This is a genomic window from Rhodococcus sp. YL-1, assembly GCF_001942025.1.
GTDB classification, from domain to species: domain Bacteria; phylum Actinomycetota; class Actinomycetes; order Mycobacteriales; family Mycobacteriaceae; genus Rhodococcus_F; species Rhodococcus_F qingshengii.
Genome location: NZ_CP017299.1, coordinates 4,081,532 through 4,104,688 on the forward strand (window position 1 = coordinate 4,081,532; position 23,157 = coordinate 4,104,688).

A 23,157-nucleotide genomic window follows, 5' to 3' on the forward strand; every position below is an offset into this window, starting at 1 on the left:
ACACGCGGTTCACCGAGTTCCCGGCGGGATGGAGGTCAGTCATGGTCTGCATCTACTCGGCCGCGAGACGCGCCTCTCGGTCCGCCTTGCCCAATGCATCGAGAAGTGCGTCGAGCTCACCGTCGAGCACCGCGTCGAGGTTGTGCGACTTGAATCCGATGCGGTGATCGGTGATGCGGTTCTCGGGGAAGTTGTAGGTGCGGATGCGCTCCGAACGGTCCACCGTCCGAACCTGACTCTGGCGACCTGCCGACGCTTCAGCGTCCGCGGCTTCCTCGGCGACTACCTGCAAACGGGCTGCAAGGACCTGCATGGCGCGCGCCTTGTTCTGGAGCTGCGAACGCTCGTTCTGGCAGGTGACGACGATGCCGGTCGGAAGGTGCGTGATTCGGACAGCAGAGTCGGTCGTGTTGACGCCCTGACCGCCCTTGCCGGACGAACGGTAGACGTCGATACGCAGGTCACTTTCGTCGATCTGGACCTGCTCGACCTCTTCGGGCTCCGGGTAGACCAGAACGCCGGCAGCCGAAGTGTGAACGCGTCCCTGGGATTCGGTGACAGGCACTCGTTGGACGCGGTGAACGCCGCCCTCGAACTTCAGCCGCGCCCACACTCCGTCCGGGGTGTCCGACTTGCTCTTGATCGACAGCGTGGCTTCCTTGTATCCGCCGAGATCGGAGACCGTCGCGTCGAGAATCTCGACGCGCCAGCCATGCCGTTCCGCGTAGCGGACGTACATGCGGGCCAGGTCCGAGGCGAAGAGGGCGGATTCTTCGCCGCCCTCACCGGACTTCACTTCGAGGACGATGTCGTCGCCGTCATGCGGATCACGCGGCGCCAACTGATCGGTAAGCGTCTGCTCGAGCTGCGCGACCTCGGCTTCGAGATCGGGGATCTCGGCGGCGAAGCTGGAATCGTCGGCGGCTAGTTCGCGCGCGGCTTCCAGATCGTCCTGCGCAGCGGTGAGCTTGTTGTACGTCGACATGATCGGCGAGAGCTCGGAGAACCGCTTACCGACGCGCCTGGCAGCGGCAGGGTCGTTGTGCAGCGCCGGATCGGACATCTGTGCTTCGAGACCGGCGTGCTCCGCCAAGATGTCGTCGATGGCCGAGGGCTGGGTTGCGCCTGCCATGGTTCGCTCCGCTCTGAGTTTCGATTCCTACGGTGCGCGCTTGAAGGTATTTCGACGCCGGGACCCGGGAAACGCGCAAACCGAGTGCAGGCACAAAAAAGCCGACGCCCGATCTGCGCATGGCAGATCGGGCGTCGGCGGAACAGCTAGGACTCGGTGGCCGGGACCTTGCTGTCTGCGCGCTTGCCGTAGCGAGCCTCGAAGCGAGCGACGCGTCCACCGGTGTCGAGAATCTTCTGCTTGCCCGTGTAGAACGGGTGGCACTGCGAGCAAACCTCGACGTTGATGCGTCCGGACTCCTTGGTGCTGTGGGTCTCGAACGTGTTACCGCAACCGCAGACGACGGTGGTCGCTACGTAGGTTGGGTGGATTCCTGCCTTCATGGTGTCCCTTTCAATGGTCGCCGGGTCGACGTCGCCAATCGACATCGTGAACCGGAACCGGACTCGGCCGTTCAGTATGCCAGATGCGGTACCTCACCGGATAATCCGCGTCTCGCACGCCTCGGGGTGGCTGTACGAAGTTTTCAACGCACTGTCGCTCGGTTTTGTTCCGCCCACGCAAAAGGCCCACAACCAGCTGGTTGTGGGCCTTTTGACGTCGAGTCGATCAGTCGTCGATCGCACCCGGTGCGGTCTTGGAGACCTGCATCAGGAACTCGAGGTTGTTCTTGCTCTTCTTCAGTCGATCGATCAGCAGATCGATGGCCTGATGCGAGTCCAGACCGGACAGGACGCGGCGGAGCTTGTGCAGCACCGCAGCTTCGTCCGGGCTCAGGAGCAACTCGTCCTTACGCGTGCTGGACGGGTTGACGTCCACGGCCGGGAACACGCGGCGTTCGGCGATCTTGCGATCGAGCTTGAGCTCGGCGTTGCCGGTGCCCTTGAACTCTTCGAAGATCACGGTGTCGCCGGTGGATCCGGTCTCGACCATTGCGGTAGCGATGATGGTGAGCGATCCACCGTTCTCGATGTTGCGGGCAGCACCGAGGAAACGCTTCGGCGGGTAGAGCGCCGTCGAGTCGACACCACCGGACAGGATGCGTCCCGACGCCGGCGAGGAGTTGTTGTACGCACGACCCAGACGCGTGATGGAGTCGAGCAGTACGACGACGTCCTTACCCATCTCGACCAGGCGCTTCGCACGCTCGATTGCCAGCTCGGCAACTGCGGTGTGATCTCCCGGCGGGCGGTCGAAGGTGGAGGAAATGACCTCACCCTTCACGCTGCGCTGCATGTCGGTCACTTCCTCGGGACGCTCGTCCACGAGGATGACCATCAGGTAGCACTCAGGATTGTTGGTGGCGACGGCATTCGCGATCGCCTGCAACACGCTGGTCTTACCGGCCTTGGGCGGGCTCACGATGAGGGCGCGCTGGCCCTTACCGATGGGCATCACCAGGTCGATGACACGCGTGGTGAGAATGTGCTGCTCGGTCTCGAGGCGAAGACGCTGGTTCGGGTACAGCGGCGTGAGCTTGTTGAACTCGGGGCGCTTCTTCGCGGCCTCGACGTCGCCGCCGTTGACCGTGTCGATACGGACCAGCGGGTTGAACTTCTGACGCTGGCTGCCCTGCTCACCGTCACGCGAGACGCGGACGGCACCGGTGATGGCGTCGCCACGGCGAAGGCCGTTCTTGCGGATCAGGTTCATGGAGACGTAGACGTCGTTGGGACCGGCGAGGTACCCGGACGTACGCACGAAGGCGTAATTGTCGAGGACGTCGAGGATGCCGGCGACCGGCTGCAGGACGTCGTCCTCACGAATCTCGGTCTCGCGTGAATCGTTGGGTGCGCCACCCTCACCGCGATCGCGACCACGGCCACGGCGCTCGCGGAAACGGCGTCCGCGGCGTCCGCGTCCACCCTCTTCGTCGTCGTCCGGCCCGTTGTTGCGGTTGTCCGTGCGAGGACCGGCGTTGTTCTGGCCGGCGTTGTTCTGGCCGGCGTTGTTCTGATTGCCGCGGTCCTGGCGGTCCTGGCGATCCTGGCGATCCTGGTTACCCCGGTTGCCCTGGTTCTCGCGCTGGCCCTGGTTGTCCCGCTGGCCCTGGTTGTCCCGGTTTCGCTCGCGGCGGGGACGCTCGTTGCCCTGCTCGGCGGGAGCCTGATCAGCGTCGGACTTGCCCTCGGTGCGCGCAGGACGCTCGGCCGGAGCCTCGGCCTTGGCGGTCTCGGCGACCTTCGAAGAATCGGCGGCCTTCGCGGTGTCCGCCTCGGACTTCGCCGAAGGAGCTTCCTGCTCGATGCTCAATTCACCCTGGTCGGGTGAACCTGCACGACGAGCGGCGCCACGACGCTGACGTCCGCGACGGGGTGCGCTCTGATCGGAATCCTCGGCGGATTCCGTACGCGCAGGCGCGGCCTCGGCAGGAGCCGACTCGGCTGCCGGAGCTGTTTCGGCTGCGGGGGTTTCGGTGCGTGCGGCGCGAGTGCTCTTGGCACGAGTGCGCGCAACGGGTGCGTCGTCGAGAGTGAGTTCACTCTGTGCGGGTGCAGCCTTCGCGCTGCCGCCCTGGCGCTCCTTGATGGCTGCGATCAGGTCACCCTTGCGCATGCCGGAAGTGCCTTTGATGCCCAGTTCACCCGCAAGAGTGCGGAGTTCGGTGAGCACCATGCCGGAGAGTCCGGCACCACGGCGCGTTTCGGCACGCTTCGTGGAGGTCGCCACCGCACCGTTCGATGCTGAAGATGACGCCTGAGAATTGTCGCCTGATTCCGACCCGGCGGGTGCAGAAGTGGCGATGAGGTCCGTATCGGTCACGGAGGTCCTTTCCTTCCCTCACTCGCACTGCGCAAAGTCGAGGGTTCGTCCCGCAGTTCGATTGAATACCGAACTCGGTGGTGCCGTACGTGGTTGCTGTCCAGAACTGCCGGCTTGTCCGCCGTCACATGATTGTCGGAAACTCTCGCCTCAAACTTTTCATGCGCTCGCAAACCTGCCCAACGCGCCTTCGTCGACGATTCACTCCCCCGTGTGTTGAACCCCAGAGTGATGGAACCTCTGAGTGTTCGATCCGCGGAGGATTCAAACCTTCGGAGAAGGTACAAGCGTGAGGATCATGCCTGCGAGAATCATGCCAAGGACTGTGGACCCCGATTGGGAAGGAGTTTTGCCCCCTGGTGATGCACCGGCGACTGACGCGCACGATGTACGGACATAGCCCAGGATAGCGCCCAAACCTGAGTCCGGCAAGAATTTGGACGACTGGGTGTGTCAGTTCACTACCGATCGGTAGTGGGCGATCACCTGGACCAAGGCAGGGATCAGACCGTCGTCGTGGATACTTCGACGCCGTCGGCGATGTCCAATTCGAGGACACGTAGTCCGTCTGCCCGCGCCGCTTCCGCGAGTTCGACGGGGAAAGGTTCTGTGCTGAGCGCCAACACGGTGGGGCCGGCTCCGGAAACGGTCGCAGCAATACCCGCCTCGCGCAGGATCCCGATCCATCGCGTCGTGAGCGGAAGCGCGGGTGCGCGCTGTGCCTGATGCAGGCGATCCTCGGTGGCCGCCATCAACAGATCGGGCCGAGCAGTGAGCGCAACGACGGCGAGCGCGCTGCGGCTCGCGTTGAACGAGGCATCCTGGTGCGGAACCAATTCGGGCAGGAGCCCGCGAGTGTGTGCGGTGGACGACCGCTCCTCGGGAACCAGTGCCACAGCACGGATGTCGGGATGGACGTCGAGTTTGGCCGCGGAGTAGATCGGCTCGTCGCCTTCGACGGCCGGTGGGCAACTCCACGAGACGACTGCGCCACCGAGAACACTGGCAGACGCGTTGTCCGGGTGACCTTCGAACTCGGACGAGAGTTGAACCAACTGCTCTTCCGTCAAGCCGATCTCGGCATCGAGAGCGCGCGCCAGACCGTTGGCTGCTGCCAATCCACCGACAGCTGCGGAAGCCGAGGATCCCAACCCGCGCGAATGTGGAATCGCGTTGCGGCACAACACGTCCAGGCCACTGGCCCACACTCCGGCCGCCTCGAGACCACGCTCGATGGCGCGGACCACGAGATGCGAAGGACCCCAGGGCACGTCGGCAGCGCCTTCACCTTCGACGCGAATCTGAAGGCCTGAATCCGTTGTGGTGACCACGATTTCGTCGTACAACCCCAACGCCAGACCGAGGGTGTCGAACCCCGGCCCCAAGTTTGCACTCGAGGCCGGGACGCGAGCAGTCACCGAAAGGCCGATAGGCAGGGTTATAGTCATGTCAGACACCGGATTCCGCGGAGTGGTCGATGAATCCACGGACACTATGCAAGCTCGAGGGCAGCCGCGACGGCAACGGGATCGACACCGATCGGCTCGACGTTCGGCATACCCTTCAAAGCCGTGTCAGGATCCTTGAGACCGTTACCGGTCACCGTGCACACGACGGTCAGGCCCGGCTCGAGCCAGCCCTCTGCACGTGCGGCGAGCAGGCCGGCGACGCTGGCTGCCGACGCCGGTTCGACGAAGACGCCCTCGGTGGCGGCGATCAGACGGTAAGCCTCGAGGATCTTCTCGTCGGTGGCGGCACGGAATGCACCGTTCGACTCTTCCTTCGCGGCGACAGCGCCGTTCCAGGAAGCGGGAGAACCGATTCGGATTGCGGTGGCGATGGTTTCGGGATCCTTGACGGGTGCACCGTTGACCAGCGGAGCCGCTCCGGCTGCCTGGACGCCGAGCATGCGGGGCTTGACCGTGGTCAGACCGTCCGCGTAGTACTCGGAGTATCCGCGCCAGTACGCGGTGATGTTACCGGCGTTTCCGACCGGGAGTGCGTGCACGTCGGGAGCCTTGCCGAGGACGTCCATGATCTCGAATGCCGCGGTCTTCTGGCCTTCGATGCGCACCGGGTTGACCGAGTTGACGAGACCGATGGTGGGGAATTCGGCCGTGGTCTTGCGTGCCAGCTCGAGGCAGTCGTCGAAGTTGCCCTGGACCTGAATGATCTTGGCGCCGTGCATGACTGCCTGCGCAAGCTTGCCCATGGCGATCTTGCCCTGCGGGATGAGCACGGCGCAGGTCATGCCGGCCTTGGCTGCATACGCAGCGGCCGAGGCGGAGGTGTTGCCGGTGGACGCGCACAGAACTGCGCGCTGGCCACGGGCCAAGGCGTCGGTGACGGCCATCGTCATGCCGCGGTCCTTGAAGGAACCGGTGGGGTTGAGACCCTCGACCTTGAGGTAGACGTCGCAGCCGGTGATCTCGGAGAGGTGGCCGGCCGGCAGGAGCGGGGTGCCGCCTTCGCGCAGGGTGACGGTCTTCCAGTTGTCACCGATCGCGAGACGGTCCCGGTATGCCTCGATGAGACCCGGCCATGCCTTGTGGACGGGGTTGACGATGCCGGTCATTGTTCAGTGCCTTCCAGTCGCAGCACGCTGGTCACAGCGGTGACGAATTCGAGTTCGTTGAGAGCCGCCACGGTCTCGGAGAGAGCCGCGTCGGTTGCTACATGAGTGACGACCACCAGACGCGCGCCGGCGCCGGCGCCCTCCTGGCGGACGACGGAGATGCTCACGCCGTGCTTGGCGAACTCGGCGGCGACTGCGGACAGCACACCTTCCTTGTCCGCGACCTCCATGTTCACGTAGTAGCGCGTGAGGATGTCGCCCATCGGGGCGACCTTGAGCTTGGCGTACTTGGACTCGCGGGGGCCGCGGCCGCCGTGAACCTTGTTGCGCGCAGCCATCACCAGGTCACCCATCACCGCGGAAGCGGTGGGGGCGCCGCCTGCGCCCTGGCCGTAGAACATGAGCCGGCCGGCGTTCTCTGCTTCCACGACAACGGCGTTGAACGCGCCGTTGACCGAGGCCAGCGGATGGCTGAGCGGAACCAGCGCCGGGTACACGCGAGCGGAAATCCGCTCCTTGCCCTTGGGCGTGACGATGCGCTCGCAGATCGAGAGCAACTTGATCGTGCAGTCGAGTGCCTTCGCCGACGCCAGGTCGGCGGAGGTGATCGTGGAGATTCCTTCGCGGTACACGTCCGCGGCAGTGACGCGGGTGTGGAATGCGATCGACGCGAGGATCGCTGCCTTCGCCGCGGCGTCGTAGCCTTCGACGTCCGCGGTCGGGTCGGCTTCCGCGTATCCGAGTCGTCCGGCTTCGGCCAAGGTCTCTTCGTAGTCGGCGCCGGTCTCGTCCATCGCGGAGAGGATGAAGTTGGTGGTGCCGTTCACGATTCCGGCGACCTTGTTGACACGGTCTCCGGCCAACGACTGTGTGAGCGGGCGGATCACGGGGATCGCACCGGCAACAGCGGCCTCGAAGTACAGGTCGACAGAGTTCGCCTCTGCGGCCTCCGCCAATTCGCCGGTGTGGTCCGCGAGCAGCGCCTTGTTGGCGGTCACGACCGACTTACCGGAGTTGAGGGAAGAGAGAATCAGCTTGCGAGGGAGCTCGATTCCGCCGATCACCTCGACCACGATGTCGACGTCGTCACGACCGACCAGGGACTCGGCGTCCGTCGTCTGCAGTTCCTCGGGAATTCCGCGGTCCGAGCCGATACGGCGGACGGCAACCCCCCGCAGTTCCAACGGGGCGCCGACGCGAGCTTCGAGTTCCTCGGCCTGCTCACGAATGATCCGGACGACCTCGCTCCCGACGTTGCCGAGGCCGAGAACGGCCACACCGATAGCGCGATGCGCCGATTCGCTCGTCACTGCGATACCTCCAAGCTGAGCAGATCTTTCACTGTTTCCCTCCGCAGAATCACGCGTGAGACTCCGTCACGCACCGCCACCACGGCTGGGCGGGTGAGCAGGTTGTACCTGCTCGACATCGAATAGCAGTATGCACCGGTCGCTGCTACCGCTAGTAAATCACCGGGCCCGACGTCCTCGGGCATCCAGGTGTCCCGAATGACCACGTCACCGGACTCGCAGTGCTTACCGACGATACGTGCAACGACGGGATCAGCCTCGGAAGTTCGCGAAACCAACTTGGCTTCGTACTCCGCACCGTAGAGGGACGTGCGGATGTTGTCGCTCATCCCGCCGTCGACGCTGATGTAGCGGCGTGTCAGCGAGCTACCCACCGTGACGTCCTTGATGGTGCCGACCTCGTAGAGCGTCACCGTGCCAGGTCCGGCGATGGCGCGGCCGGGTTCGACGGCAAGCGTCGGCTCCGGCAATCCGGCCAGTGCGGACTCGTTGCGCACGATGTGGCCGAGCTTCGCTGCCAGTTCGTCGACGGGCGGCGGGTCGTCGGAGGGGATATACGAGATCCCCATGCCGCCGCCGAGGTCGATGATCGAAATCTGCTTGGTCTTCTCGACTCCGAACTCGGTGACGACGTCGCGGAGCAAACCGATCACGCGGTGCGCTGCCACCTCGAAACCGTCGACGTCGAAGATCTGCGAACCGATGTGGCTGTGCAGGCCGACCAGTCGCAAGTTGTCGGCAGCGAAGACGCGACGGACTGCGTCGATCGCCGCTCCCCCGGCCAGCGAGAAACCGAACTTCTGGTCCTCGTGTGCGGTGGAGATGAATTCGTGGGTATGCGCTTCGACGCCGACGGTCAGTCGGATCAACACGTCCTGAACGACACCGGCCTCACCGGCGACACGATCGAGTCGGTCGATCTCGATCGACGAGTCGAGCACGACGTGTCCGACGCCCGCGGCGACACCAGCGGCCAGTTCGGCGACTGACTTGTTGTTGCCGTGCATGGCAATTCGCTCGGCCGGGAAGTCCGCGTGCAACGCGATCGCCAGTTCGCCGCCGGAGCAGACGTCGAGCGAGAGGCCTTCGTCGGCGACCCAGCGTGCGATCTCGCCACAGAGGAATGCCTTGGATGCGTAGTGCACCTTGGCATCCGGGCCGAAGGCGCGGGCCATGTCACGGCAGCGCGAGCGGAAGTCGTCCTCGTCGATGACGAACAGCGGGGTGCCGTACTTCTCGGCAAGTTCACCGACCTTGACACCCGCGAGGGTCACTTCACCGTCGTCGCCACGAGAAGCGTTGCGCGGCCACACCTGCGGTGAGAGTTCGCCGAAGGCTTCGGGGCTGGTCGGACGGTCGGGCAAGCCGGGGGCCTGCAACTGCTCGGCGTGCTTGGGGCCGGCGGGGTGCGCGTTCACATTTGCTCCGGTGCGGTGACGCCGAGCAGTTCGAGACCGTTGGCCAGGACCTGTCGGGTGGCGGCGCAGAGAGCCAGACGCGCGCGGTGCACGTCGGTGGCGTCTTCGTCGCCTTGCGGAAGGATGCGGCACGCGCCGTAGAAGCGGTGGTACGCACCCGCGAGTTCTTCGAGGTAGCGGGCAATACGGTGCGGCTCACGCAGATTCGCCGCGCTCGACACGACGCGTGGGTACTCGCCGATCGTGCGGATGAGGTCACCCTCCTGCTCGACGGTGAGCAGGGCGAGGTTGCTCGCGTCGGCGGACAGACCGAGGTCTGCGGCGTTGCGGGCGATCGCCGAGAGGCGTGCGTGCGCGTACTGCACGTAGTAGACGGGGTTCTCGCTGCTGGTCTTGGTCCACAGGTCGAGGTCGATGTCGATGCTCGAGTCGACCGACGAGCGGATCATGACGTAACGCGAGGCGTCGACGCCGATTGCCTCGACCAGGTCGTCGAGGGTGATGACGGTGCCTGCACGCTTGCTCATCTTGACGGCAGTGCCGTCCTTGACGAGGTTGACCATCTGGCCGATCAGCACCTCGACGGTGTCCGGATCGTCGCCGAATGCGGCAGCGGCAGCCTTGAGACGGCCGATGTAACCGTGATGGTCGGCGCCGAGCATGTAGATACAGAGGTCGAACCCACGGGCGCGCTTGTTCTGGAAGTAGGCGATGTCACCGGCGATGTAGGCGGCGTTGCCATCGCTCTTGATGACGACGCGGTCCTTGTCGTCGCCGTAGTCGGTGCTCTTGAGCCACCACGCACCGTCTTCGTGGAAGAGGTTGCCCGAACCCTTGAGGGATTCGACGGCCTTCTCGACCGCACCGGATTCGAAGAGCGAGTTCTCGTGGAAGTAGACGTCGAAGTCGACGCCGAAGTCGTGCAGGGTCTGCTTGATGTGCGTGAACATCAATTCGACGCCGATGGCGCGGAAGGTTTCCTGCTGCTCGTCGGCAGGCAGATCCATGACGTCGGGACGCTGCTTCAGAACCGAGGCGGCGATGTCGGCGATGTATGCACCGGCGTAACCGTCTTCGGGAGCAGGTTCACCCTTCGCTGCAGCGATCAGCGAACGCGAAAAGCGGTCGATCTGGGCACCGTGATCGTTGAAGTAGTACTCACGTGTTACCAAACCACCCTGCGCGGACAGAATGCGTCCGAGCGCGTCTCCGACTGCGGCCCAACGGGTTCCACCGAGGTGAATCGGTCCGGTGGGGTTGGCGGAGACGAATTCGAGGTTGATCTTCTTGCCGGCGAGGGAGTCACCCGAGCCGTACGACGCACCGGCTTCGAGAACCGACACGACGATCGCGCCCTGGGCGTCCTTGTCCAACCGAATGTTGAGGAAGCCGGGCCCGGCGATCTCGGCGGATTCGATTCCGTCGGCAGCGGTGAGGGCTTCGGCGATCCAGCCCGCCAGCTCGCGGGGATTCGTGCCGACCTTCTTGGCTACCTGCATGGCAATGTTGGTGGCGTAATCGCCGTGCTCGGGGTTGCGTGGTCGCTCGACGGTGAGGGTTTCGGGTAGCACGGATACGTCGAGGCCACGATCGGCAAGGACGCTCGCTGCGGTTCCGCGGAGCAGTTCGGCAAGGTCAGCTGGAGTCACAGGTATTCATCCTATTGCCTGCACACCGGAAGTGGAGACTCGCCTCACGCCTCGCTCTCCGTGAACGTGCGCGGGGCCGCTGTGGCGTGTCGCACGCCACTCTCAAAGTTTGCCCTCAGACTCGGAAAGTACAGTGGTAATGCCCGAGCTACCACCGCGTACCTTCATGCGCGGGCGCGCCACACCTCAAGCCCACACACCGAAAGAGCCCAATCGATGCCAAGCGGTTCCGATAGTCGCGGTCCCAACAAGAACTCCGGGGCCAAATCAGCCAAGGCCATCAAGGCCGCCAACAAGAACAGTCGGCCGGCCAAGAAGGGCAAGGGCGGCGTCCCCGCTCCCCGCCAGATCCCCTGGCTGTCGATCGGCGCCGGTGTGGCTGTGCTCGCACTCATCGCCGTGCTCGGTATCAATCTGTGGCCCAAGGTCGAGGAGCGGCAGGCCCTCGAGCCGTACAAGTACAGCTCGGAGAACAAGGATCCGTCGGACAAGATCGACGGCGTCCTCAAGATCGAGTACCCGGCCGGCCAGCACGTCGATTCCACTCAGCGCGTGGCGTACGACCAGACCCCGCCGTTCGGTGGCCCGCACGACGCCACCTGGGCTAACTGCACCGGAACCGTGTACGCCGACCCGATTCGCACCGAGAACGCCGTCCACTCGCTCGAGCACGGCGCCATCTGGATCACGTACAACCCCGATCTCGTCGACCAGGACCAGATCGACAGTCTCGCCGGACGCGTGAACGGCAAGTCCTACATGCTGATGTCGCCGTACCCCGGTCAGAGCAGCCCCATTTCTCTGCAGTCGTGGGGCCATCGCCTCGAGATCGACAAGGCCGACGACGATCGCATCGATCAGTTCATCACTGCGCTGAACCAGAACCCGAACGTCTACCCCGAGGTCGGCGCGAGCTGCACCAACCCGCTGTTCACTCCGTCGACGTCGCCGTTCGATCCGACACCTCCGGGCGCCGACGCCATCCAGATGGACGGCACGGGCGCTACCCCGGCCACCGACGAACAGATTCCCGCCGGTGGATAGTTCGACGAACACCGATCAGTCTTCGAAGCCGAGTCAGCGCACCGCACTGCTGATCATCGGTCTGATCGGCGCGATCGCCGTCGGTTTTGCGCTCGGCGCACTGACCAACCTCCTCGGACCCGATGCGAAGTCGTCACTGACCGTTCCGGCTTCGGATTCGGTGGACGTGGGCTTCGCGCAGGACATGAGCGTGCATCACAGCCAGGCCGTCGACATGGCGTCCATCGCCCTGACGAAGTCCACCGACAACGACGTACGCACGCTCGCGTTCGACATCTTGACCACGCAGCAGAACCAGCTCGGTCAGATGCAGGCGTGGCTGACCATGTGGGATCAGCCGCTGTCCAAGGTGGGCCCGTACATGAAGTGGATGTCGTCCGATTCGGGCTCCGGCCATGGATCGCACGGGACTTCGGCCACGATGGACATGAGTCATTCCGGGCCGGTCGACACCATGCCCGGCATGGCGTCCCCCGAGGACCTTGCGGCTCTCCGCGCAGCGGAAGGTCTGCAACTCGACACCTTGTTCCTGCAGCTGATGCTTCGTCACCACGAAGGTGGGCTTCCGATGATGGAGTACGCAGCAGCCGACGCCACCGAGGGGCCGGTGCGCAGCCTGGCGCAGACGATGGTCAACACGCAGCAGAGCGAGTCCAAGCTGATGACCGACATGTTGGCAGCTCGCGGCGCAATGCCACTGCCCATGAACTGAGCAGAACTGAACTGAGCCGAGAATGTTCAGACCCAACTGGGCCTGGTCCTGAATTTCAGGACCAGGTCCAGTTTTCTACTTCCGGCATGTCTTCGAGGTGCTCGACGATGTAACGCGAGTGCTTTTCGAGTTGTGTGCGGCAGAACTCCGCCAACTCGGACGCCCCGGCCGGCCGACGCTTGGAGCGTCGTAGCGCCTCGATCACCAGGTGGTAGCGGCTCATCTTGTTGAGGACAACCATGTCGAACGGTGTTGTGGTTGTTCCCTGTTCACTGAATCCGCGAACGTGGAAGCGCTCGGGACTCGGACGCCCGTGAATCAGTTCGTGCACGGCACGCGAGTATCCGTGGAATGCGAACACGACGTCGGTCTGCGCGGAGAACAGATCGAGAAAGACCCGCTCCCCGAATCCGTGGGGATGCTCGGTTGGCGTCAGCAAGGCCATCAGATCGACGACGTTGACGACGCGGGTGATCAGTTCGGGTGTGTGATCGCGCAGCAACTGTGCAGCAGCCAGGATCTCCTGCGTCGGCACATCTCCCGCGGCGGCCAGGACCACGTCCGGTTCCTGTCCGCGAGCCTCGGTTCCGGCCCATTCCCAGACCGAAGCGCCCGCCGCGCAGTGCTCGTGCGCTTGCTCGAGCGTGAGGTACTGCAGGTGCGGTTGCTTGTCAACGACTATCAGGTTGACGTGGTCGGTACTACGCAGGCAATGATCCGAGATCGAGAGCAACGTGTTGGAATCCGGCGGCAGCCACACGCGGATCACACTGGGTGCCAAGGGAATAACGGCGTCGATCATGCCGGGGCCCTGATGACTGAATCCGTTGTGGTCGTTGCGCCAGCACGTACTGGTCAACAGCACGTTGAGCGAAGCAACAGACGCCCGCCACGGCAGGTCGACGGCATGTTGGAGCCACTTGGCGTGCTGGATGAGCATCGACACGCTCACCATCGCAAATGCTTCGTAGCTCGCGAACATCCCGTGTCGGCCCGACAGCACATAGCCCTCGAGCCATCCCTCGCAGAGGTGCTCGCTGAGGACCTCCATGACACGACCGTCCGCGGACAGCCCGTCGTCGTAGTCGGTGATCGGCAGTTGCCAGCAGCGATCGGTTGTCTCGAATACGGCGCCGAGGCGATTGCTCGACGTCTCGTCCGGACAGAAGAGTCGGAAGATCCCGCCGCTGTCCTCGGTTTCCGTGGCGGCGTAGATGTCGCGCAGAAGCTCGCCGAGCACTCGCGTCGTCTCGTGGAAGGTCGAACCCGGGGATTGGATGGGAAGCGCGTACTTTTCGAGCGGCGGCATCGGGAGATCGACGCGAAGTCGTCCACCGTTCGCGTAGGGAGTGCTCCCCATGCGCTTGTCCCCCGTCGGCGACAGCGCCGCCAGTTCCGCGACGAGTGATCCGTTGGCGTCGAACAACTCGTCCGGACGGTACGACCGCATCCACTCTTCGAGTTGCCGCAGATGTGATTCGTTGCTTCGCACGCCGGACAACGGCACCTGGTGCGCACGATGTGTGCCCTCGACCAAGATTCCGTCGACGGTGTGTGGACCGGTCCATCCTTTCGGCGTCCGCAACACGATTGCCGGCCACGAACCCGTCCACTCCTCTCCGCGGCGCGCGGCACCCTGCATCTCGCGGATCTTCTCGTACGCCTGCGAGATCGCTTGATACAGCTGAGGAAACACCGCGTCGGGGTCGTCACCGGAGACGACGATCGGCGCCCACCCCTGTCCACCAAGATAGGCCTGGATGTCTTCGTCGCTGCTGCGTCCGTAGACCGTCGGCCCGGCGATCTTGGCACCGTTCACGTGCAGGATCGGCAGCACCGCGCCGTCGCGTCGTGGATTCAGGAACGCCGGGAGCTTCCACGAACCGGACAACGGCCCGGTCTCCGCTTCGCCGTCGCCGATCACACAGGCCACCACGAGGTTCGGATGATCGAAGGCAGCGCCGGCCGCATGGGCAAGGGCGTAGCCGAGCTCGCCGCCTTCGTGGATGCTTCCTGGTGTCTGCACACTCACATGGCTGGGCACTCCGCCGGGAGCGGAGAATCGCCGACACATCCGGTGGATGCCCTCGGCGTCGTCCGAGACTTCAGGATAGATCTCCGAGTACGTTCCCTCGAGATACGTCGACGCGACCAGCGCCGGACCGCCGTGCCCGGGACCGGTCACGTACAGCCAGTCTGCGCCGGTGGCGACGATGTGCCGATTGAGGAGCGTGTAGATCATCGACAAGCCGGGGCTGGTCCCCCAGTGCCCGAGCAGTCGGGGCTTGATGTGCTCGGCACGCAACGGTTCCCGCAGAAGCGTGTTGTCCTTCAGATAGATCTGCGCGACGGTCAGATAGTTGGCCGCTGCCCACCACTTCAGGTCGAGCGCGAGCTGGTCTTCGGAATAGTGGTGATCGGTCATCAACGACTCCCGTACCTCACGAGGGTGCCCGAGCAGTCCGCCCGAGCCTGTGCTCAGAGCCGAGCCTAGGCGTAAAAAGCATCCGAGTCAGTCGGTACAGATGATTCGACGACCATGGTCCCCGGCCGCATCCTCGACTACCTCCCGCGACGACGCCATGCCGAGGCGGGTGCCGGTTTGGTCTTGTCCCCCCGTGATGCGCTACGCTAACGCAGCCCAATCGGCACACCGAAAGTTCGGTGCGCCCCCGTAGCTCAGGGGATAGAGCGTTCGCCTCCGGAGCGAAAGGTCGCAGGTTCGAATCCTGCCGGGGGCACCACGAAGACGCAGGTCAGCGATTGATCGTCGACCTCTTCACGGTGCCACACCAAAATAGTCAGGGCAATCTACCCGACTACTGTCGATCTCATGCCTCGCATCGATCCTGCTCCCACGTACACGATGCGTCAGCTTGCTGCGTTTGTCGCGGTAGCCGAGACCGGAACGATCAGTGCCGCGGCCGAGCGCCTGCACCTCTCTCCTTCCGCCCTGTCCGCGGCGCTCACCGAACTCGAACGCGCGCTCAAAGTTCAACTGTGCGTTCGCCGTCGCTCATTCGGCATTCAACTGACCCGCACCGGTGAATCCGTTCTGGTGCGCGCCCGGGCGCTACTTCAGCAAGCCGGGGAACTCGAATCCGATGCGCTCGGAACCGGCGGAAGCGTGTCGGGGCCCATCGCGATCGGCTGTTATCCCGCTCTGGGGCCGACGGTGTTGCCGTCGATGATCGCCGGGTTCACCCGTGAGAATCCTGACGCGCAGGTGGAGTTCCGCGAGGACACTCAGAATCGGCTCCAGACACATCTCGAGAACGGCGAGTTGGACCTCGCGATCGCTTACGAATTGGACCTGTCTCCACAATTGCGCACAGTTCCGTTGGCCATCCGCGAACCCTTGATCGTCCTGGGTGCAGAACACCCACTCGCGCGGTCCGAGCGACCGATCCATCTTCCGGACCTCGCGGAACACCCGATGGTTCTCCTCGACGCGCCGCCGAGCACCAAACACGCGCTCGACGTCTGTCGCGCAGGCGGATTCGCCCCGAAGGTTGCCTACAGAACTGCGAACTTCGAGACGGCGAGGGCATTTGTCGGCCGTGGCCTCGGCTGGACGCTGCTACTCCAGCGGCCCAAGATCGACGTCACGTACGAGGGGCTCGAGGTGGTCGTCAAGACCATCGCTTCCCCCGCCGTGCCGTCGGTGCACGTAGTTCTCGCTTGGCACCAGAACACTCGCCTCAGCCGCGTCGCACGCGCTTTCATAGAATTCGTTTCACCCTCAGAACCTGCCCAATAGTCCCGCTACCAGGCAGCGGAGCTGGTTCCACGTATTTTCCGTGCAAGAACCTCCAATTCTTTCGCTTTTCAATTGTTGTGGCGCACGTCATTGTTTCTTCAAGCCACATTCATCTCGAAAGGCACTTCATGACCTCCATCGCCTCACCGACCGCAACGCGCGCCGCCGCGACGGTCAAGGCGCGTAAGGCCGCCCTCGGCAGCTTTGTCGGCACCGCCATCGAGTGGTACGACTTCTTCATCTACGGCACCGCCGCCGCACTCGTGCTCGGCAAGCAGTTCTTCCCCGGCACGTCCGATCTGGCCGGCACCCTCGCCGCCTTCGCCACCCTCGCCGTCGGATTCGTCGCGCGTCCCATCGGCGGAATCGTGATGGGCCACTTCGGCGACCGCATCGGACGCAAATCCATGTTGGTCACCTCGTTGATGCTGATGGGCTGCGCCACCGTTGCCATCGGGCTGCTACCCAACTACGCCGCTATCGGCGTCTTTGCCCCCATACTCCTGGTGACCTTGCGATTCGTTCAGGGACTCGGTGTCGGCGGCGAGTGGGGCGGCGCAGTTCTGGTCGCCACCGAAAACGCACCGGAGGGCAGGAAGGGGCTGTACGGCAGCGCACCACAAATCGGTGTTCCCGCAGGCGTACTGGTGGCCAATCTCGTCTATCTCCCCCTCGCCGCCTTCATGGACGACGATGCATTCAACTCCTGGGGATGGCGAATCCCGTTCCTGCTCAGCGCAGTTCTGGTGGGCGTTGCGATGTGGATCCGACTCGGCCTCGAGGAAAGTGACGAGTTCACCGCGTCGAAGTCCGAAGCACCGGCGGAGTCCATGCCGATTCTCGAGGTTCTCACCAGACACTGGAAGACAGTGCTCCTCGCCGGTGGAACCTTCATCGCCACCAACGGAATTGCCTACGCGTACATGGTTTACGTCCTCAAGTACGGCGAGACCGAACTCGGCTTCAGCAAGACCACGATGCTCTTCCTTCTCATCGCATCCTGCCCGTTCTGGATGGCGGGAATGGCTTTCAGCGCTCACAAGTCGGACACTCTCGGACGCCGGACCGTCTACATCCGCAGTTCGATCACCCTGGTAGTGGCGGCAGCGGTGTTCTTTCCGCTGATCGACACAGCGATCGTTCCGGTGATGCTCGTATCGATGATCGCCCTCGGCTTCACGCTCGGCTGCTGCGCCGGCCCACAAGCTGCACTGTTCGCCGAATTGTTTCCCGCACACATCCGCTACAGCGGAGCGTCACTCGGCTACCAGATCGGCGCAATCCTCGGCGGCGGTCTGGCCCCGATGATCGCCACCGCGCTCTACGCCGCCTTCGACACCTCGTTCGCCATCACCGTGTACTTCGTGATCATTGCCGTGATCAGCCTGGTTTCCATCCTGCTGCTCCCGGAACCTCAATTGATCCCGAAAAACACTGCCGCACAGAAAGCCTCGTGACCATGTCGACCTACTTTCATCCGAAGAAGTACGCACCCGAGGACTTCGCTTCCCTGGCGCCTTCGGCCGACGCACTTCCCGTCGTGATCGTCGGAGCCGGCCCCGTCGGCATGGGCGTAGCCATGGGCTTGGCGCAGCGCGGCATTGCCGTCACGATTCTCGAAGCAGCCGATCAGGTCTCGTTCGGCAGTCGCGCGATCTGCGTGTCACGCCACAGCCTCGAAGTTGCCGAACGCCTCGGCTTCGGTGCCGAGCTCGAAGACATCGTTCTGCCGTGGGTGGGTGGTCGGAGTTACTACCGCGATCAGGAAGTACTGCAGTTCCGCATGGCATCCGCCGAGCACGACGCGCGCGGACCCATGGTCAACGTCTCGCAATCCGAGTTCGAGCAGATCATGACCGACAAGCTGCTCGCTTACCCACTGGTGAACTTCCACTGGTCGTCGTCGATCGCCGGCATCTCCGTCGGTGACGACGAGGTGACTCTGACCGTCGACACCGCGTTCGGAACCCGCGAACTGCGCGCGGCGTGGGTCGTTGCCGCCGATGGTGGACGCAGCAAGATACGCGAACTCAGCGGAATCCGCTTGCAGGGCAACAGCTACGAGGGCAACTACGTCATTGCCGACATTCATTGGGAATCGGAACTCCCGGCCGAGCGTCTGGTGTGGTTCGACGCACCCAGCAACCCGGGGTCCACGATCATCATGCATCGCCAACCACGGGACATCTGGCGCATCGACTACCAGCTCGACGCCTCGGACGATCCGGAAGCGGAGACGCAAGAAGATCGCATCCGTGACCGCATCACGCGTCACCTCGAATGGCTCCAGAGCGACATCCCCTGGACCCTGGAATGGTTCGGCTTCTACCGCGCCCACGCACTCGCTCTGGAAGATTTCACTCACGGCCGTGTGCTTTTTGCCGGCGACGCCGCGCATCTCGTTCCGATCTTCGGTGTTCGCGGCCTGAACTCGGGCATGGAAGACGCCGAGACCTTGGTGTGGCAACTAGCCGCCGTCATCAACGGAGCTGCCGATTCCACCATCCTCGACGCGTATTCGAAGGAACGTCGCAGCGCGTGGCAGCAGAACGTCGACAACGCAGGCAAGTCGACGCTCATCATGTCGCCGGGAAGTCACGGCTACCGGACCACCCGCGATGCCGTACTCGAACTCGCCACCAAGCGAAGCGAATTCGCGCACCTCATCAACCCGCGCCAGTCGAGTGCGACGCACGCCCGGCTCTCCCCGCTGACGTGGCCGACAGCTGCGGGCGCCGAGGGCGTACTACCCGGCGATCCGTTGGAAGACAGGGTCGTCCAGGTCTCGGCGGACGGTTCATCTACCTCCTTGAACAGTCTGCGCGGTACTGGATTCGGCCTGCTGGCTTTCGGACTGTCAGCTGAGCTGGTATCCGAACTCGACACGCAAGCCGAAATCCTTGCTCAGGCCCTTGCACCGGAAACCGTACGCGTGATCACCGTGGGAACTACCGACTCCACGGTTCCCGATGCCGAAGGCAATCTCGCATCTGCCCTCGGCGCTCGTGTCGGCGAGATCTTCGTGATTCGGCCCGACGGATTGGTGCTGTGCCGCATCAGCGATCCCACGCAATTGAACGACGTGGCCAAACACCTCACCGCCGGCACTGCGCCGACGCACTTCGATACGGCACAGTCGGCGACAACTGCGGTGGTCGACGACGAGGGCCATCGCGAGCACGTCTGGTTGGCACTGTCGAACGCACTCGATCAGGCTGATCCGTCCGACCGCGAAGCCATGTTGGTGCGCCTTGCCTTGATTCTCGGTTCGCAAGCTACGTCGACGAGCTTCGACGTAGCACTGAAAGACGCTGCCCTGAAATCTGCCACCCGATAGTTCAGACACAGCAACTCGGCCGCGCAGGATTGTCTCCTACGCGGCCGAGCGCATTCGCGGATGAAGCAAGTATTCAGTTGACCTCGGCCAATTCCTTTTCTTCCTCAGCGCGCCTTTCACGCACGGATCTTCCCCGCTGCGACCTTCCACGTAACAGCGGCGAGACGGTGATCGCCAAGCCCACCAGCGCGACTCCGGTAACCAGGATCAGTCCGGGATGGAACTGCTCGAATCCGGCGGTACCGGCGCCGGACGCGGTGTGCGATCCAGCGGTCACGAGGGCAGTGGTCAGAGCGAGCACGAGCGCCGCACCGACCTGAGCGGAGGTGTTCACCAGCCCGGACGCCAAACCCTGCTCCGAGTCGTCGACACCCGAGGTGGCCTGGGCCATGATCGAGGTGTACCCCAGCGCGAATCCGAGTCCGAGCAGGATGACGCTCGGCAGAATCGCCACGACGTACGACGGTGAATCGCTGCCCGCGAAGAGGAACCAGAGGTACCCGACGCTGAGCGACGTCAGTGCCGCGATGATGAGCTTGGCACTGCCGTACAGGTCGACCAGCCGTCCGACGAACGGCGATCCGAATGCGACGATGATGCCCGCGGGCAGCAGTGCCATCGCCATCTTCAGGGGCGACCAGCCGAGGGCCGACTGCAGGAAGATCGTCATCATGAACTGGAAGCTCAGGTAGGAACCGAAGAGCGCGATGATGGCCAGATTTGCACGAACGATGGTGCCGACGCGCAGAAGCCCGAGTCGCACAAGCGGATGCGCCACCTTCTTCTCCACGAAGAAGAACGTCGCCAGAAGCACGGCTGCGACGGCGAACGAACCCAGCGTCATCGGGTGTGCCCATCCACGGGTCGGAGCCGAAACCATCGTGTACACCGTGAGAAGCATTCCCGTCACCAGGGTGACGGCGCCGACGAGGTCGTGTCCCCCGGTATCTGCGGGACGGTCCCGCGGAATGAGGAAGTACCCACCGATCAGCGCGATGACGGCAAACGGAACCGGCATCAGGAACGTGAATCGCCAACCGGCACTCGTCAGCAGCCCACCGAGGATCAGACCGGACGAGTAACCACTGGCGCCGAACACGGAGAACACCGACAGCGCACGGTTACGGGCCGGACCTTCCTTGAACGTCGTGGTGAGAATGGACATTGCGGTCGGAGCGGTGAAGGCGGCAGCCAATCCCTTCACGAATCGTGATGCGATCAGCAGTGTTCCGTTGTCGACAAGGCCACCGACCAGCGAGGCGATTGCGAAGACGGTCAGCGCGATCAGGAAGACCTTCCTGCGCCCGAGAAGATCGGCGGTACGTCCACCGAGTAGCAACAGGCCGCCGAATCCGAGGACGTAGCCGTTGATGATCCACTGCAGCGAGGTAGTGGACAGGCCCAGTTCATTGCCGATGGACGGAAGAGCGACGCCCACCATCGACACATCGAGACCGTCGAGGAACAACACGAGGCAGAGCACCGCGAGGATGCCCCACAGCTTGAGGGACCAGCCCTCCCCTGTGGCCGGATCCGAGGATTCCGTAGAAACCGGGGCTTCCGGCGAATCGAATGGTTTGAGTGTCGAGTCTGTGCAAGTCACGTCAGCGAGAATAGATGCACATGCACATAATGCACAAGCATTTAATGCAATTGCACGTAATCGAGTCTTCAACTAGAATGCGGTCGTGACGTCGGAATCCGAATTGCGCAACACCTGGCGCTCGCTGTCGACCAGCTACAACGACATCGCGTGCGAACTCGATCGCCAGATGCAGTCGGCGCATGGGCTGAGCATGAGCGACTTCGAGGCTCTCGACCGACTCATGGACGCCACGTGCGAACGTCCACGCATGCAGGAGCTTGCCTCGGAGATGTACCTGAGTCCCAGCGCGCTCTCCCGTAGCGTGGCCCGTCTCGAGAAGGCCGGACTGGTTCAGCGAGCACTGTGCGAGGCCGACCGGCGCGGAGTCTTCGTCGACGTCACCGACAAAGGACGTCAGGTACACGCGGACGCCAGCAAAATCCAACTGGCCGTACTGGATTCACGCCTGCGCGAGCAGTAGCCACACGTCAGCGGAGCACGACACAACGCCCGGCCACCGGGCGAGGGCCGTTCCGGACTAGACTGAGAACATACCGACGCGCCTTTCTGTTGCCGTCGGCGATCGACAGCAGCGCAGCCAGCACGCTTTCACGCGGTCCTGGCCGAGGCAATCTGCCAGCGTTCCTGCGGCTTCTGCTAGTCCCTCAGGCTCCTGCCTGACATCTCTACCTGCTCCTATCGAGAGATACACAATTGAACAACGCACGCACCCTTGGAGTCATCGGACAGTCGAGCAAACCGGCAGAACGCCGGTTGCCGATCCATCCTGCGCATTTCGATCGCATCGATGCCGAACTACGTTCTCGGATCTACCTCGAAGAAGGCTACGGCCACCCCTTCGGCTACTCCGACGACTACCTCTCGCGCCTCGTTGCCGGAATCCGCACGCGCAAGCAGATTTTGGCGGAAACCGATGTGGTTCTGCTACCGAAGCCGTTGGTGCGTGACCTCGCCGAGCTACGATCAGGTCAGGTTCTCTGGGGCTGGCCGCACTGTGTCCAGGACACCGAACTGACACAGATCGCGATCGACAAGAAACTGACTCTCATCGCCTTCGAGGCCATGAACTTCTGGCACAGCGACGGATCGTTCAATCTGCATGTGTTCCACAAGAACAACGAGCTCGCCGGTTATTGCTCGGTACTGCACGCCCTGCAGTTGATCGGTTCCACCGGTGACTACGGCCGGCGTCTCACCGCTGCCGTGATCGGTTTCGGAGCCACTGCACGCGGCGCGGTCACAGCACTCAAGGCGCACGGTATCCACGAAGTGGACGTCCTCACCCAGCGTGGAGTCACCGCCGTCAGCTCCCCCATCCACTCGGCGCGCATGGTCTCGTTCGACAACAACAACGGTGACGTCCGTGGCAGCCACGTCATGCTCGACAACCACAGCGTGCCGGTGCCCGGTTTCTTGGCCGAGCACGACATCGTCGTCAACTGCGTACTGCAGAACACGGACGCCCCACTGACGTTCCTGACCGAGGAAGACCTCATGGACTTCCAACCCGGCAGCCTCATCGTGGACGTATCGTGCGACGAAGGCATGGGCTTCAGTTGGGCTCGCCCCACCTCGTTTGCCGAGCCGACCTTCATCGTCGGTGACAACATCACCTACTACGGTGTCGACCACAGTCCGTCATACCTGTGGAACTCCGCGTCGTGGGAGATCAGCGAATCACTTCTTCCCTACCTGCCCACTGTGATGGCAGGAGAGACGGCCTGGAAGGCAGACGAGACCGTCGACCGCTCCATCGAAATCCGTGACGGCGTCATCGTGAATCCCGCCATTACGCGTTTCCAGCACCGTTCGGCGGACTACCCGCACGCTGTCATCGCGGAGTAGGCGCCC

At 63.6% G+C, this 23,157-nt stretch carries 17 protein-coding genes and 1 tRNA gene; 8 read left to right on the forward strand and 10 right to left on the reverse strand.

Annotation, left to right across the window (positions count from 1 at the left end; all coding sequences use genetic code 11):
- Positions 1–52: 52 nt before the first annotated feature.
- The 8 genes from prfA to argS all read right to left on the reverse strand — a co-directional run bounded on the left by prfA (position 53) and on the right by argS (position 10,847).
- Positions 53–1,132: a peptide chain release factor 1 gene (gene prfA / locus BH682_RS18920; RefSeq protein WP_003941341.1), complete on the reverse strand. Its 1,080-nt coding sequence runs from the start codon at positions 1,130–1,132 to the stop codon at positions 53–55.
- 146 nt (positions 1,133–1,278) lie between these two features.
- Positions 1,279–1,515, reverse strand: coding sequence for a 50S ribosomal protein L31 (rpmE, locus tag BH682_RS18925; RefSeq protein WP_003941310.1), 237 nt, complete (start codon positions 1,513–1,515; stop codon positions 1,279–1,281).
- Positions 1,516–1,741: 226 nt separating this feature from the next.
- Positions 1,742–3,895, reverse strand: a complete 2,154-nt coding sequence (rho, locus tag BH682_RS18930; RefSeq protein WP_075833716.1) for a transcription termination factor Rho — start codon at positions 3,893–3,895, stop codon at positions 1,742–1,744.
- 503 nt (positions 3,896–4,398) lie between these two features.
- Positions 4,399–5,343: a homoserine kinase gene (gene thrB, locus BH682_RS18935; RefSeq protein WP_007726194.1), complete on the reverse strand. Its 945-nt coding sequence runs from the start codon at positions 5,341–5,343 to the stop codon at positions 4,399–4,401.
- 44 nt (positions 5,344–5,387) lie between these two features.
- Complete coding sequence (gene thrC / locus BH682_RS18940) at positions 5,388–6,470, reverse strand: threonine synthase (protein WP_003941280.1); 1,083 nt, start codon at positions 6,468–6,470, stop codon at positions 5,388–5,390.
- The gene (locus BH682_RS18945; protein ID WP_007726192.1) at positions 6,467–7,780 is read right to left on the reverse strand and encodes a homoserine dehydrogenase; all 1,314 of its coding nucleotides are present in this window, start codon (positions 7,778–7,780) and stop codon (positions 6,467–6,469) included. The genes thrC and BH682_RS18945 overlap by 4 nt, the downstream gene beginning before the upstream one ends.
- Entirely contained in the window at positions 7,777–9,198 is a 1,422-nt protein-coding gene (gene lysA / locus BH682_RS18950) for a diaminopimelate decarboxylase (protein WP_075833718.1), read from the reverse strand. Before lysA ends, BH682_RS18945 begins: the two co-directional genes overlap by 4 nt.
- Positions 9,195–10,847, reverse strand: a complete 1,653-nt coding sequence (argS, locus tag BH682_RS18955) for an arginine--tRNA ligase (RefSeq protein WP_003941360.1) — start codon at positions 10,845–10,847, stop codon at positions 9,195–9,197. Before argS ends, lysA begins: the two co-directional genes overlap by 4 nt.
- Before the next feature lie 216 nt (positions 10,848–11,063).
- Here argS and BH682_RS18960 point away from each other — a divergent pair, with 216 nt between their 5' ends.
- The gene (locus BH682_RS18960) at positions 11,064–11,891 is read left to right on the forward strand and encodes a DUF3105 domain-containing protein (protein ID WP_003941378.1); all 828 of its coding nucleotides are present in this window, start codon (positions 11,064–11,066) and stop codon (positions 11,889–11,891) included.
- Positions 11,884–12,603, forward strand: a complete 720-nt coding sequence (locus tag BH682_RS18965; RefSeq protein ID WP_075833720.1) for a DUF305 domain-containing protein — start codon at positions 11,884–11,886, stop codon at positions 12,601–12,603. The genes BH682_RS18960 and BH682_RS18965 overlap by 8 nt, the downstream gene beginning before the upstream one ends.
- A gap of 55 nt (positions 12,604–12,658) precedes the next feature.
- Here the strand turns inward: BH682_RS18965 and BH682_RS18970 are convergent, their stop codons facing one another.
- Positions 12,659–15,028: a phosphoketolase family protein gene (locus BH682_RS18970; protein ID WP_075833722.1), complete on the reverse strand. Its 2,370-nt coding sequence runs from the start codon at positions 15,026–15,028 to the stop codon at positions 12,659–12,661.
- A 243-nt stretch (positions 15,029–15,271) separates the two neighbouring features.
- Between BH682_RS18970 and BH682_RS18975 the strand changes: the two genes are divergently transcribed.
- The 4 genes from BH682_RS18975 to BH682_RS18990 all read left to right on the forward strand — a co-directional run bounded on the left by BH682_RS18975 (position 15,272) and on the right by BH682_RS18990 (position 19,700).
- Positions 15,272–15,347: transfer RNA gene (locus tag BH682_RS18975), tRNA-Arg, on the forward strand.
- A gap of 89 nt (positions 15,348–15,436) precedes the next feature.
- Positions 15,437–16,363, forward strand: coding sequence for a LysR substrate-binding domain-containing protein (locus BH682_RS18980; protein WP_075833724.1), 927 nt, complete (start codon positions 15,437–15,439; stop codon positions 16,361–16,363).
- Between the two features lie 128 nt (positions 16,364–16,491).
- Positions 16,492–17,820, forward strand: coding sequence for an MFS transporter (locus tag BH682_RS18985; protein ID WP_075833726.1), 1,329 nt, complete (start codon positions 16,492–16,494; stop codon positions 17,818–17,820).
- 2 nt (positions 17,821–17,822) lie between these two features.
- Positions 17,823–19,700: an FAD-dependent monooxygenase gene (locus BH682_RS18990; protein WP_075835362.1), complete on the forward strand. Its 1,878-nt coding sequence runs from the start codon at positions 17,823–17,825 to the stop codon at positions 19,698–19,700.
- 73 nt (positions 19,701–19,773) lie between these two features.
- Here the strand turns inward: BH682_RS18990 and BH682_RS18995 are convergent, their stop codons facing one another.
- Positions 19,774–21,303 carry an MFS transporter gene (locus tag BH682_RS18995; protein ID WP_065456552.1) on the reverse strand — a complete coding sequence of 510 codons (1,530 nt, stop codon included), beginning with the start codon at positions 21,301–21,303 and terminating at the stop codon, positions 19,774–19,776.
- Between the two features lie 85 nt (positions 21,304–21,388).
- Here BH682_RS18995 and BH682_RS19000 point away from each other — a divergent pair, with 85 nt between their 5' ends.
- Complete coding sequence (locus tag BH682_RS19000; RefSeq protein WP_003941367.1) at positions 21,389–21,766, forward strand: MarR family winged helix-turn-helix transcriptional regulator; 378 nt, start codon at positions 21,389–21,391, stop codon at positions 21,764–21,766.
- Between the two features lie 233 nt (positions 21,767–21,999).
- The gene (locus BH682_RS19005; RefSeq protein ID WP_075833728.1) at positions 22,000–23,151 is read left to right on the forward strand and encodes a N(5)-(carboxyethyl)ornithine synthase; all 1,152 of its coding nucleotides are present in this window, start codon (positions 22,000–22,002) and stop codon (positions 23,149–23,151) included.
- The last annotated feature ends 6 nt before the right edge of the window (positions 23,152–23,157 follow it).

Bases quoted from the DNA above. Each gene is read 5' to 3' on its own strand.
- prfA (WP_003941341.1), bottom strand. From the start codon at position 1,132: ATGGCAGGCGCAACCCAGCCCTCGGCCATCGACGACATCTTGGCGGAG.
- thrB (WP_007726194.1), bottom strand. From the start codon at position 5,343: ATGACTATAACCCTGCCTATCGGCCTTTCGGTGACTGCTCGCGTCCCG.
- thrC (WP_003941280.1), bottom strand. From the start codon at position 6,470: ATGACCGGCATCGTCAACCCCGTCCACAAGGCATGGCCGGGTCTCATC.
- BH682_RS18990 (WP_075835362.1), top strand. From the start codon at position 17,823: ATGTCGACCTACTTTCATCCGAAGAAGTACGCACCCGAGGACTTCGCT.
- BH682_RS18970 (WP_075833722.1), bottom strand. From the start codon at position 15,028: ATGACCGATCACCACTATTCCGAAGACCAGCTCGCGCTCGACCTGAAG.
- BH682_RS18985 (WP_075833726.1), top strand. From the start codon at position 16,492: ATGACCTCCATCGCCTCACCGACCGCAACGCGCGCCGCCGCGACGGTC.
- BH682_RS18960 (WP_003941378.1), top strand. From the start codon at position 11,064: ATGCCAAGCGGTTCCGATAGTCGCGGTCCCAACAAGAACTCCGGGGCC.
- BH682_RS18980 (WP_075833724.1), top strand. From the start codon at position 15,437: ATGCCTCGCATCGATCCTGCTCCCACGTACACGATGCGTCAGCTTGCT.
- rpmE (WP_003941310.1), bottom strand. From the start codon at position 1,515: ATGAAGGCAGGAATCCACCCAACCTACGTAGCGACCACCGTCGTCTGC.